General features: G+C 73.1%; 8 protein-coding genes. 2 read left to right on the top strand and 6 right to left on the bottom strand.

The genetic code is table 11. The features are described from left to right. The 6 genes from cas9 to QM788_RS02315 form a co-directional block, all read right to left on the bottom strand. Positions 1–3,057 (bottom strand): type II CRISPR RNA-guided endonuclease Cas9, encoded by a 3,057-nt coding sequence (gene cas9 / locus QM788_RS02340; RefSeq protein ID WP_415659861.1) that lies wholly within the window; start codon positions 3,055–3,057, stop codon positions 1–3. 224 nt (positions 3,058–3,281) lie between these two features. Next, on the bottom strand, positions 3,282–6,464 hold the full coding sequence (locus QM788_RS02335) for an error-prone DNA polymerase (protein ID WP_415659860.1): 3,183 nt from the start codon (positions 6,462–6,464) through the stop codon (positions 3,282–3,284). Further along, positions 6,461–7,747, bottom strand: coding sequence for a DNA polymerase Y family protein (locus QM788_RS02330; RefSeq protein ID WP_415659859.1), 1,287 nt, complete (start codon positions 7,745–7,747; stop codon positions 6,461–6,463). Before QM788_RS02330 ends, QM788_RS02335 begins: the two co-directional genes overlap by 4 nt. Further along, on the bottom strand, positions 7,716–8,489 hold the full coding sequence (gene imuA / locus QM788_RS02325; protein WP_415659858.1) for a translesion DNA synthesis-associated protein ImuA: 774 nt from the start codon (positions 8,487–8,489) through the stop codon (positions 7,716–7,718). The genes QM788_RS02330 and imuA overlap by 32 nt, the downstream gene beginning before the upstream one ends. Before the next feature lie 144 nt (positions 8,490–8,633). Further along, positions 8,634–9,905: a class I SAM-dependent methyltransferase gene (locus QM788_RS02320; RefSeq protein ID WP_415659857.1), complete on the bottom strand. Its 1,272-nt coding sequence runs from the start codon at positions 9,903–9,905 to the stop codon at positions 8,634–8,636. A gap of 106 nt (positions 9,906–10,011) precedes the next feature. Further along, on the bottom strand, positions 10,012–10,683 hold the full coding sequence (locus tag QM788_RS02315; protein ID WP_415659856.1) for a histidine phosphatase family protein: 672 nt from the start codon (positions 10,681–10,683) through the stop codon (positions 10,012–10,014). Positions 10,684–10,805: 122 nt separating this feature from the next. Between QM788_RS02315 and QM788_RS02310 the strand changes: the two genes are divergently transcribed. Together QM788_RS02310 and QM788_RS02305 are read left to right on the top strand one after the other, a co-directional pair. Further along, on the top strand, positions 10,806–11,465 hold the full coding sequence (locus QM788_RS02310; RefSeq protein WP_415659855.1) for an alpha/beta hydrolase: 660 nt from the start codon (positions 10,806–10,808) through the stop codon (positions 11,463–11,465). Positions 11,466–11,480: 15 nt separating this feature from the next. Then, positions 11,481–12,866: a hypothetical protein gene (locus QM788_RS02305; RefSeq protein WP_415659854.1), complete on the top strand. Its 1,386-nt coding sequence runs from the start codon at positions 11,481–11,483 to the stop codon at positions 12,864–12,866.

Genomic DNA, 12,866 nt, shown 5'->3' with positions numbered 1-12,866 from the left:
TTACTCCTTGAAGCCGGGGTCGCGGAGTTCGCCGATGGGGGAGACAGTGACCCTGCGGCCCTTTGCCGCTTTGAGCGATCCGGCTTGCTTGTAGGTGTAGCGCCAGTCACCCTCCTTGTCTCGATTGCGAGCATCGACATTGGCTTCGTTGTGATCTGCCAGACTCAATCGCCCAGCCGCGTTGATGGAGGCAACGCGCATCAATCTGAGACAGCCATCGATTTCGAGCCGGATGAGATCGTCGATCATCAACCGCATCAGCAGCGGCTTTCCGCTCAGGCTGAGCTTTGGGTTATGCAGTGCCTGCGCGCCATGCTGGCGAGCAACGGCATAGGCCTCAAAGGTCGCCGTGACCTCGCCCTGCCACTTGCCGGATTCGCCGGCAACGATCTCGATGCAAAAGTTGCCGTCGGGCACATAGCCTTTGTAAGCCCGGGGATGGCCTTGGTGGTCGAATCCATGCCGCTGTCGCTGGCTAGGTGCAGTCATCGGCACCACATACGCGTTGATGCGACCCACTTCCCCATCGGCATTCATCTTTTGGACGATGGATCCATCACGACGGATACCGAAGGCCGTCTCTTTGAACATACTGCCCTCATGCCCATGATCCGGCTTGTGGCTCACCCAGATCGCGTGAACGGCCCGCTTCACCTGATCCCGATAGGTCGGCCACGGGTCGGGCATGGTTTCGACCAGCCGATCCAGCCCCTTACCTCGCGCATCGGCGCTGGCCTGGGCAAAGCGCTGCAGCAGGCCCTGGTCGGTCACGGCGATCACGCAGGCGTCCACGGCGTGGTGCCGGTGGTCGTTCCGGTTCTTTTCGCCGTTCAGGCCGAGGATGTCATTGAGGCCGAACTTGGCCCGCAGCATGGCCGTCATCTGCCCTGGAATCACGCGCGTGCCAGCCGGACAGATCAGGCTCAGGTACTCCCGGGCCACGCGGCTCATGTGCCGCGTGTCGTTGAGCGCGCGGGCGAGGAAGTCCTTGTCCTCCTTCAGCCACTTCTCATAGCCGTCCGGCGCGAATCGCTGGCGCTTGGCGCGCGGCATGCGTTCGGCGCGCAACAGGATGCCGTCATAGTCCCAGCCCTGGGCGGCAAAATCCTCACGCGCCTGCCAAGGCGTGCGGTTGCCCTTGACGCGGTTGGCCTGACGCAACGCCAAAGTCTTGTTGTTGAGGCTGTCGTCCAGCGTCTGCGAGAAGGGCAGGATGTGCTCGATCTCCACCTGCTCGCCAAGCACCATCGCGGCGCTGAGCTGTACGCCGCTGTAGGGGCAGCGCCGGTCTGCCACGTCGAAGCTCAGCTCTTCCCACAGGATCAGCTTCTGGATGTCCGCGTGCCGGACGCGCTCCTCGGCGATTTCCAGGATGGCGGCCGCCTCCTTGCGCAACCGCTCGTTGCGCCTCTGGTACCTGGCCTGCTGCTCGTGGGTTTCACGACGCTGTTCCTGGCTCTGCTTGAGATCGCGCGCCACCTCCACGATCACCTCGGCGGGGTGGCCATAGCGTTTGATCAGCGCATTGACGACCACGCGCACCTGGTTCAGGCCGATATGCACCGTGGGGTTGGCGATGCGGCCGAAGCGCTTCTCCGGCGGGTCGTTCAGTTCGCCCGTGCCGAAGCCGACGTGGCGTTGCAGGTATTCGCCGTAGTAGGGCAGCGCCGGCAGGATTTCTCCGGTCGAGGCGGCATGACTGATGTGGCTGTGGTGGTCATAGCCCGCCGCCAGCACGGCCTTGTCGTAGGTGATGACCTCGGCGCGCATGGCAGGCAGGATCTTCACCAGCGCCTTGGCGCTCAAAGCGCCATAACCTTCGGGCAGCGACGCATTGGCGATCTTCAGCGCATGCGCCTCGTCCACGCCGGTGGAGGCCATCAGCCAGTCCACCAACGACGCCTCGCTTTCCTCCTCCAGGATGCGCATGACTATCTCGTCCTGGCGCGCCTCGTCGAAGCCGTACCAGGCGGGGCCGAAAAAGTCCTTCTTGCCCAACAGCACGCTGGTGGCATTGCCTTTCAGCTCGAGGCGCTTGGCATCGGCCAAGTTGAACTGCACCGCGCCGGGCAGGCCCAGCAGCTTGGGGATGGCCGTCTTGAAGGACTTACTGCCCTGCTCCAGCGCCGCCACCAGCTTGTCGCGCTGCTCCAGGCTCAAGGCTTCTTCCAGCAGCCGGCCACCCAGCAGCCGCAGATGGTTGACTTCTTGCAGGATGCGGAACCGCTGCTGGCTGGGCAGGGCCAGCGGGGCTCGCGGCTCGTCGGGCTCCAGCGTGCAGCGGCCGGGCTTGACGGGGCGCAGCTTGCGCTGATGCAGCAAGCAGTCCTTCAACGCCGCGTGGGCGGCCTCGTTGAACTGGGCCGGGTTGAGGGTCGCTTGTTGGGCCCACAACGCATCGAATTCGGCCTCGACCATCGCGCGATCCACATACAGGTCGTAGCTCTTGTCGACGCGAGGCTTGCCATCTTCCCGCGTGACGCGCTGTTCCCGGTAGCGGGCACGCACGGTGCGCACGGCAGGATCGTTCATGCGCCGCCACAGCAATTCGCCCACCGTGCGCGGCTTGCCGTCGGCGCCCGCGGCGTCCAATTGCGCGCGCAGGCTACCGATGGCGGCCTTCAGCGCGCTGCTGTCGTTGTCCCTCTTGTCGGTGCGGCGATTGCTCTTGAAGCCGCGGCGCTGGTTGATGTGGAACAGCGCGCGGGCGAACTCGGCAGGCGTGAGCGCCGCATCCAGGCCCTTGGCGCGCAACTCGTAGGGATTGAGCGTTTCCAGCGCCTTGCGCGCGGCCTCGTCGGCGGGGAAGAAGCCATGCTCGATCAGCAGCCGCTGCATGCGCGCCTTGCGCTTGAGCAGGCGGTCGCGGCGGCGGCGCATCGCACGGGCATTGCGGCGCGTGACGGCCAGGGACGAGCCGTCCTTTGGATTGCGGCCGTCTGGAAAGATGCGCACCCCGGTACGGACGATGGCGCAGGGCCGGTCTTGGCCGTTGAGCAGCACCATGGCCCATCCAAGCGAGGTGGAGCCCAGGTCGAGTGCCAGGCGGTATTTCATGCGTCCTCCCAGGAGCATTGTTGTGGTCGAGCCCGGCATTTGACGGGAGCCGCCGGGCGCAACGCATCAGGGTTGCTCCGCAAGCTGCGCTTGGTCAGTCCGGTTAGGATGGCTGCACCCGATTCACTGGGAAATGCGCTCTGGACGCTAACAAGCTGAAAGATGCACCAAATGGAAGGCCGCGAAGTCGCAAGACGCGCGGCCTTCGTCTTGGTGGGGGCGGCTCACCGGAAATCCCGGCTCTCCGTCGGCAGCCGCCCCAGCCGCTCGTTCAGGTTGGTGAACCGCCGCCCCAGCAGGTGCCGCACGCCGCCATCCCCGCGCTGCCATGGGCCTTCCACGGCCAGCAGCCGGGCGCCGAGGATGACGTCGCGGTGCTGGGCGTAGAGGTCGGGCCAGACGATGACCTGCACGTGGCCGGTCTCGTCTTCCAGCGTGATGAACAGCGTGCCCTTGGCCGTCTGCGGCTTCTGACGGCCGGTGACGATGCCGCAGGCGCGCGCCGTGCGGCCGTGCGGGTGGCCCTGCAGCTGCGCCGCGTTGAGCCAGCCCTCGCGCGCCAGGCGCGGGCGCAGCAGCGCCAGCGGGTGGCGGCGCAGCGTGAGGCCGGTGGCGGCGTAGTCCCACAGCACCTCCTCGCCCTCGCCGGCCGCGGGCAGCGCCAGGCCGTGCTCGGGCAGCAGGCTGCCTTGCAGCAGTTCGGGCATCTCGTGCAGCGCCGTGGCCTGCCAGACCTGCTGGCGGCGGTGGCCGGCCAGGCTGGCGAGCGCATCGGCGGCGGCCAGGTGCTGCAGGTCGGCTTGCGTGAGGCGGGCGCGCAGGGCCAGGTCCTGCGCGTGGCGGAAGGCGCCGCCGCCGCGGCGGGCCGCCTCGATGCGCCCGGCCGCCTCGGCGCCCAGCCCGGCGACCAGACGCAGGCCCAGCCGCACGGCCGGCTGCGGCTGGCCGGGGCGCGGCGCCAGCGTGCTGTCCCGGTCGCTGTGGTTCACGTCGACGGCGCGCACCTCGACGTCGTGGCGGCGCGCGTCCTGCACGAGCTGGCCGGGCGTGTAGAAGCCCAGCGGCTGCGAGTTCAGCAGCGCGCACAGGAAGGCGGCGGGCTCGTGGCGCTTGAACCAGCAGCTGACGTAGGTCAGCAGCGCGAAGCTGGCCGCGTGGGACTCGGGGAAGCCGTAGCTGGAGAAGCCCTTGATCTGCTTGAAGATGCGCTCGGCGAAGGCGTCGTCGTAGCCGTTGCGGCGCATGCCGCTGACCACCTTGTCGTAGTAGGCCTCCAGCACGCCGGGGCGTTTCCAGGCGGCCATGGCGCGGCGCAGCTGGTCGGCCTCGCCGGCGCTGAAGCCGGCCGCGATCATCGCGACCTGCATGATCTGCTCCTGGAAGATGGGCACGCCCCGGGTGCGGTGCAGCGCGTCGCGCAGGCCCTTGGGGTAGTCGATCCGGTCGTCGGGCAGCGCGCGGTTCTTCAGGTAGGGGTGCACCATGCCGCCCTCGATGGGGCCGGGGCGCACGATGGCGACTTCGACGACCAGGTCGTAGTAGCAGCGCGGCCGCAGCCGCGGCAGCATGGACATCTGCGCGCGGCTCTCGATCTGGAAGGTGCCGATGGTGTCGGCCGCGCAGATCATGTCGTAGGTGGCGCCGCAGTCCTGCGGGATGGTGGCCAGCCCGTAGCGCTGCCCGCGCAGCGGGTTGACCAGCTCGAAGCAGCGCCGCAGCGCGCTGAGCATGCCCAGCGCGAGCACGTCCACCTTCATGATCTTCAGCTCGTCGATGTCGTCCTTGTCCCACTCGATGACGCTGCGGCCCGGCATCGCCGCGTTCTCGATGGGCACCAGGCGTTCCAGCGGCCCCTCGGTCAGCACGAAGCCGCCGACGTGCTGCGACAGGTGGCGCGGCAGCCCGTTGAGCTGGCGGGCCAGCGCGATGAGGCGCTGCAGGCGCGGGTCGTCGCCCGGCAGGCCGAGCCGCCGCAGCAGGGCCTCGCGGTGGGCGTCGGGGAACACCTCGGACACCCAGCCGCCGTGGTCCTTGCGCATGATCTCCAGCTGCTCGTCGCTGAAGCCCAGCGCCCGGCCGACGTCGCGGATCGCGCTGCGCGGGCGGTAGCAGGTGACGACGGCGGTGAGCGCGGCGCGGTGGCGGCCGTATTTCCGGTAGAGGTACTGGATGACGAGCTCGCGGCGGTCGTGCTCGAAGTCCACGTCGATGTCGGGCGGCTCGTTGCGCTCCTTGCTGATGAAGCGCTCGAACAGCAGCGTGCTCTCGGCCGGGTCCACCGCCGTGATGTGCAGGCAGTAGCAGACGACGCTGTTGGCCGCCGAGCCGCGGCCCTGGCACAGGATGCCGAGGCCGCGCGCGTGCGCCACCACGTCGGCCACGGTCAGGAAGTAGTGCTCGTAGCGCAGCGCCTCGATCAGCGCGAGCTCCTTGTCGATGCGCTGGCGGAACGCGCCGGGCACGCCGGCCGGCCAGCGCTCGCGCGCGCCGGCCTCGGTCAGCGCCCGCAGGTGCTGCATCGCGCTGCGGCCGGGCGGCACCACCTCGCTGGGGTACTGGTAGCTGAGCTCGGTCAGCGCGAAGCGGCAGCGCGCGGCCACCCGCAGCGTCTCGGCCAGCAGGCCGGGCGGGTAGACCTGGGCCAGGCGCGGGCGGGTGCGCAGGTGGCGCTCGGCGTTGGGCTGCAGGTCGAAGCCGCAGCGGGCCACCGGGCGGCCCAGCCGGGTGGCGGTCATCACGTCCTGCAGCGCCTTGCGCGAGCGCCGGTGGAAGTGCACGTCGCCGGCCGCCACCAGCGGCAGCGCGGTGGCCGCCGACAGCGCCTGCAGCCGCGCCAGCCAGGCCGCGTCGCCGGCCTCGCGCAGCAGCTCCACGGCGATCCACGCGCGGCCGGTGAAGTGCTGCAGCAGCCACTGCGCGGGCGGCAGCAGCGCGTCGTCCGCCGCCTCGCGCGGCGGCACCAGCAGGGCCAGGCAGCCGCCCAGGCGCTCGGGTTCGAGCTGGCGCCAGTGCAGCGCGTACTCGCCCTTCACCGGGCTGGCGCGGCGCAGCCGGGTGATGAACTGGCTGAGGTTGCCGTAGCCGTGGAGGTCCTGCGCGATCAGCACCAGCTTGAAGCGCGGCTCGCCGACGTCGTCGCGCACGAGGAATTCGCTGCCGACCAGCAGCCGGAGCCGGGGCGACGGCAGGCCGGCATGCGCCGCCGCCTCGCGCATCTCGCGCAGCCGCCGGTGCGCGCGCACGACGCCGGCCAGCGAGCATTCGTCGGTGAGGGCCAGCGCCTCGTAGCCGAGCGCGGCGGCGCGCTCCACCAGCTCCGCCGGCTCGGACGCGCCGCGCAGGAAGCTGAACGCCGTCAGGCAGTGCAGCTCCGCGTAGCCGGGCACGACCCCGCCCGCCAGGCTCATGCGAACACCCCGTGCAGGAACCATCCCGCCGCGTCGGCCGGCAGCCGCTCGCGGTACAGCCACAGCAGCCCGCGCGTGGCGCTGCGGTAGACGAAGTAGTCGCGCATGTGCGCGCCGCCGTCCCACCAGCCGGCCTCCACGCGGTGCGGCCCGCTGACGCGCACGAGCGGGCCGGCCAGCAGCGGCTGCTCCCGCGCGTCGCAGCGCAGTGGCTGCGGCGGCTCCACCAGCCAGGTCGGCTGCGGCCCGGGCGGGCGGCGCACGGCGGCGGCCGGCGCGGGCGGCGCCGGCCAGGCCTGCCAGCGCTGCATGTGCTCCAGCCGGTGGTCTTCGTGCAGGCGGCCCTCGCGCACCTGGCCGGCGCCCAGGCGCACGGACAGGCGCTCCAGCAGCGCATGGCAGGCGCTGCGCTCCTGCGGTTCGTGGCCGCCGGGCAGCAGGCTGGCGCTCGGCGCCGCCAGCGGCAGCAGGGTGTCGGCGCTGACGCGGATCTCGCCGGCCGGCGCGGCCAGCGGGGTGCGCGCCAGGTGCTCGCCCAGCAGGCGCGACAGGCGGCGCAGGTCGCGCGTCGTGTCGGCCGTGGCCACGGTCAGCTCGCCGCCATCGGCCGCGTCGCGCGGGCGCATCGCGTCGTGCCGCCAGGCCAGGCGCAGCGCGCGCACGCCGGCCTGGCGCGCGGCCAGGAAGGCGCACAGCTGGCGCAGCAGCGCCTCGGCGAAGTGCAGCAGCACGGGCGCATGCGCCACGCGCCAGGGCAGCTCCAGCCGCGCGTCGAAGCGCTCGGGCAGCGTCAGCCAGTCGTGCGCCTCGGGGCGCTCGCCGTAGGCCTGGTCCAGCGCGGCCAGCAGCGCGGGGCCGAAGCGCCGGGCCAGCGCCGCGCGCGGCAGCCGGCGCAGCTCGCCCAGGCGGGTGCAGCCCAGGCGGGCCAGCATCGCGTGGTGGGCGCGGGCGGCGGTGAGCGCGGGCAGCGGCAGCGCGTCCAGCCGCGCGCCCGGCGGGCCGGCGCACGGGGGCTGCGGGCAGCGCGCCAGCGCCAGCGCGGCCAACGCCGTGGGCGCCCAGGCGACGGCGCCCAGCGCCAGGCCGGCCTGGGCGGCCTCGTGCTGCAGGCGCTGGCGCAGCGCCCGCGCGCCGCGGAACAGCCGCAGGCTGGCCGACACCTCGGCCACCACCGCCTCCTCCAGCCGCGCGACCCGGGGCGTGAAGCCCAGCGCCAGCCAGGCCAGCGCATCGCGGTCGCCGGCCGGCGCGTCAGGCGGGCAGCACAGGGCGAGCCAGCGCATCGCCGCGCTCCAGGGACGGACGGGACGGACGGGCCGGCGCGGGCCGGGGCGCCGCGCCCCCGGCGGCGGCCCGCAGCGGCGCGAGCGCCGCCGGCGCGGCCGGCAGCGCCAGCCAGCCCTCGTGCGCGGGGCCGCGGCGCTTGAGCAGGTGCACCGCCAGGCCGCCGCCGTCGCCCGGCCGCACGACCAGGCGCAGCGGCGCGGCCGAGGCCTGCTGCCGGGCGGGCTCCGGCCGCAGCAGGAAGGCCGGCGCCGCCGAGCCCAGCGCGCCGACCTGCAGCCGCCGCAGTTGCTCCGGCCGCGCCTCGGGCAGCCAGGCCAGCACGGCCACGCGCGACTTGATCGCCTGCTCGGCCGCCCACAGCTGCTGCGCCGGCGTGGCCGCCGACACCCAGACCAGCGCCGACGGCGGCAGCCCCAGCGCCTGCAGGCCGGGCAGGTGCGGCGTGTGCGGCGGGTTCACCAGCAGCAGCGGGCCCGGCCCGGCCGGCGCGGCGGCCCACCAGGCGCGCAGGCCGGGCGCCAGCAGCCGCCACTCCAGCACGCCGAACTGCGGCGCCAGCAGCTCCACCACCGCCTGCACCGGCCAGCCGCCGCCGGGCAGTTCGGCGTCCAGCGCCGCGAAGCCGCTGGGCAGCGTCGGCGCGGCCTGGGCGCCCAGGCTGCTGCCACGCCACAGCCGGCCCTGCAGGGCGGCGTCCAGCAGCGGGTCGGTGGCGAGGGAGACAGCGGAGGGAGGCATGGCGGCACGAAAACTGTACTTTTATACAGTATTTCGAACCGACAACCCCGCTGCGCTCCTGCCATGACTGCGGGCCGAGCGCCGGACCGCCCCCCCACGAGCATCGCCGCCCCCCCTCGGGGCCCCGGTCAGGCTTGCCGGCGCTCAGCCGGCGCAAGCCTGGACGGGGGGCTGCTCCTCCACCAACCGTTCCAGCCGCTGCTCCCGCAGCCCGTAGAAGCGCTTGATCTCGGCGACCTGCGCGAGCAGCGCGGGCCGGCGCGCGGCCAGCGCCTCGGCGGCGGGGCCCTGCGCCTTCACGGCCAGGATCATCTTGTTCTTGCTGGTGTGCTCCAGCGCGATGAACTCGAACACCTGCGTGTGGTAGCCCTGGCTCTCCAGCAGCAGCGCGCGCAGCGAGTCGGTCACCATCTCGGCCTCCTGGCCGAGGTGGATGCCGTGCTGCAGCATCGGCCGCAGCACGGCCGGCAGCGTCATCTGCGGGCGCAGCTCCTTGTGGCAGCAGGGCGAGCTCATGATGATGCGCGCGCCCGACCGCAGCCCGACGTGCAGCGCGTGGTCGGTGGCGATGTCGCAGGCGTGCAGCGCGATCATCACGTCCAGCGGCTGCACGGGCTGGCTGCGCACGTCGCCCTGGTCGAAGCGGATGCCGCCGAGCTGCTCGGCGTCGATGACGGCGTTGCACAGCTTCACCATGTCGTCGCGCAACTCGATGCCGGTCACGCGCGGCGCGAGGCCCTGGGCCTGCAGCCAGTCGTGCACGGCGAAGGTCAGGTAGCCCTTGCCCGAGCCGAAGTCCGCCACGCGCACCGGCGCCTGCAGTTGCGCATCCTCGACGGCCGCCGACAGGATCTCGACGAAGCGGTTGATCTGCTTCCACTTGCGCGCCATCGCCGGCACCAGCGCCGGCTGGCCCTTGACGAGATGCGTCAGCCCCAGCGCCGACCAGACCGGCCGGGCCAGGTCCAGCGGCCGGTGCTTGGCCTTGTCGTGTGCGGCGGGCGGGGCTTCGGCCGCTTCGACGCGCGTCACGCGCAGTGTCTCGCGGCCCTTGCGGCTGATGGCGAACTGCAGTTCCTCGTCGGCCGTGTGCAGGTGCGCATTGCGGAAGCGCGCGCCCAGCAGCGCGGCGATCTCGGCCAGGCCGGCGTCGGGCGCGTGGTTCTTCGTGACGTCCCGGGTCCGGTGCCGCCACAGAAAGCTCAGCGCCGGCTCGCCGCGCAGCGCGATGGCGCGCACCGTCAGGCGCTCCACGTCGGCGTCGTCGCCCTCCATGGCGACCGGGCCGGACAGCAGCAGCTTGCCGAACCGCCCGCCCGCCAGCGCCAGGCGCACGAGGTGCAGGAAGCGCTCGTGCGCGGGCGCCGTGGCGGCGGGAGGCGGGGTGATGAGCGAGGTGAACAACGGCGCGGACATGGCGGCGCGATTGTCGGCGAGCCCCGGACAATGCGGATTTCCGCGCCGGAGATGCCAGCGCCTGGATCGACGACCTGCGCGTCGTGCGCTGCGACGCCTGAGCGGCTCAAGCGTGCGTCACGAGCCCGCGCGTCTCGGCCGCGTCCAGGTGCGGCAGCGTGTTGAACGTGACCAGGTGATGCCGCTTCGGGTTGAACGCGAACTCCGTGACGGCCGAGTTGCGGATGCGCAGGTTCAGCTCGACGAAGGTCTCCGGCGGGCAGGCCAGCACCTGGGCCACGGCCGTGGCGATGGGGCCGCCGCTGGAGACGATCAGCACCTGCCGGCCCACGCCCAGCGCCAGCACGCGGGCCAGCGCATCCGCCACGCCGGCCGCGAAGCCCGCGTGCGGCGGCATGCCGGCCGGCGCCACCTCGCCGCGCATCCAGGCCAGCAGGCCCTGGCGCAGCAGGCGGAAATGCTGCTTGACGCCCTCCGCGTCCTTCGGCGCGGCCAGCGGCCCGGGGTGGATGGCGCGCAGGATGGCCTCGCTGTCGTACTCGTTCAGCCCCGGCAGCGCGGTGGCCGGCAGCGCCTGGCCATAGCCTTCCGCGATGCCGGCCAGCGACTGCGCATGCCGGCGCAGCGTGCCGGTGAACACGGCGTCGAAGCGCTGGCCGCGCTCGCGCCAGTAGGCGCCGAGGTGGCGGCACTGCTCGTGGCCGCGGGGGCTGAGCTGGTCGTAGTCGGCGGCGCCGAAGCTGGCTTGGCCGTGGCGAACGAGGTAGAGGCTTCCCATGGCCGGCATGATGACCGGCACGGGCGCCGCGGACTGTCGCCACAATGACGGACCGGCCGCCGCGACGCTGGCGGCCCACGGCGCCGACGCCTCCCCTTCCACAAGGACCGACTGGACCCCCCATGCTTGAAACCCACGAGATCGAGACCGGCCCCCATCCCGGCACCACCCTCATCGTGCTGCACGGCCTGGGCGCCGACGGCTTCGACTTCGTGCCCATCTGCGGCGAGCTGGACCTGGCCGCCCTCGGCCCGGTGCGCTACGTGTTCCCGCACGCGCCGACCCGGCCGGTGACCCTCAACAACGGCTACCGGATGCGCGCCTGGTACGACATCCTCGGCGCCGACCTCGTGAAGCGCGAGGACGAGATCGGCCTGCGCGAGTCGCAGCGCCAGATCGCCGCGCTGATCGACCGCGAGCGCGAGCGCGGCGTGCCGGCCGGGCGCATCGTCGTCATGGGCTTCTCGCAGGGCTGCGCGATGGCGCTGATGACCGCGCTGCGCTACCCGCACCGCCTGGGCGGCGCGGTGGGCCTGTCGGGCTACCTGCCGCTGGCCGCCACCACCGAGGCCGAGCGCGACGACGCCAACGCCGACCTGCCCGTCTTCCTGGCCCACGGCACGCAGGACCCCATCGTCGCGCTGGCCCGCGGCGTCGCCAGCCGCGAGACGCTGGTGGCGATGGGCCACGACGTGGCATGGCACGACTACCCGATGCCGCACTCGGTCTGCGCCGAGGAGGTGGCGGACCTCAACGCCTGGCTGCTGAAGCAACTGGGCTGAGCCTCAATCCGGCCGTTGGGCATGCCCAACGGCCGGATTTGGGCCGAGTCCGGGCCGCTGTTCGGCGGGCCGGCCGCGCCGGGCGCGGCGAAGATGCCCTCCGTCATGGAGCGCCTGGCCGAACAGATCGTTGACTGGCACAACCGCCACCCCCTCGCCCGCCGCATCGGCCCGGCCGATGTCCACACCGTCGGCGTGGTGGCGCTGCCCTTCGCGCGCGCCGAGGCGCCGGCAACGCAGGCCGCAGCGCCGGTGCCGGCCGACACGGCCGACACCTTCGACGCGCCGCAGGGCCCGCCGCCCGCCGCCCGCGGCACCGCCTGGCTGCAGCGGCTCCGGCGCCTGCCCGGCCGGCAGCGCACGCAGTGGCGCCTCTTCAGCGAGAAATTCCTGCCCGGCCTGGGCCCCGCGCGCGTGGCGCGCTTCGCGCTCGCGCACGGCTTCGCCGAACCGCCCGCGGCGCCCGATGAGCAGCCCTGGCGCGTCATCGTCACCGACGAGGCGCTGGCCGGCCGGCGGGGCGGCCAGCCCTTCGCGCTCTACCTGCTGAGCGCCGGCATCGACGCCGGCGGCGGCCACACGCGCGTGCTGGCCGGGCAGGGCCTGCCGTCGCAGCTGCTGGGCCGGCGCCTGTGGCAGCCGCTGCGCGTGGCGGCGGCGGCCGGCGTGCCGGCCTTGCTGGCCGCGGCCGCCCTCGCGGCCTGGCTGGCGGGGGCGCAACCCGAGCCGTCCTCCGTGCCCATGCCGGCCTCCGCGCCGACGGCCTCGGCCCCCCAGGCCGCCGCCGTCGCCCCCGTGCCCGTGTCCGCACCCGCCTCGGCGGCGCCGCAGACGCCCGCCGCCGTGCCGCCAGACGAAGCCTCCGCACCGGCCGACGCCGCCGCCAGCGAACCGGCCGCCGCCGGCAGCGAGCCCGTGCCGGACATCCGCCCCCGCCTCGTCGAGCGTGCCGACGGCGCCAGGCGCCCGCCGCTGCGCTCCAGCACGCCGGCCGCCGCGCCCGCCGGCCAGGCCGCGGCGAGGCCGGGCGCCGAGGCAAGCGCAGCGCAGCCCGCCGAGAAGCCCGACGAAAAAGGCATCGTGAAGGACATCGACAAGGCCGCCGCAGCCCCTGTCGCACCCGATGCCAGCCTGGCCCGCCTGGCCGAGTCGCCGGCCCGGGTGGTGGTGGCGCTGGTCGGCCCGCCCGGCAGCCGCGCCGCGGCCGAAGCGCTGCTGCAGAAGATGCGCGACAGCCTGAAGGGCGTGCACAGCCGCCCCGACGCGCTGCAGGCCGACGTGATCCAGACCCCCGAAGGCTGGCGCGCCGCGGTCTGGCCCTTCCCGAGCCGCGAGCAGGCGCAGCTGATCAACGCGACGCTGGTGGCGCGGGGCTACCGGACCCAGGCGGTGAATTTCTGA

Source organism: Roseateles sp. (genome assembly GCF_047654785.1).
Lineage (GTDB): Bacteria > Pseudomonadota > Gammaproteobacteria > Burkholderiales > Burkholderiaceae_C > Pelomonas.
Note: the sequence above shows the minus strand (reverse complement) of the source record. Positions and strands in the feature narration are given on the sequence as shown.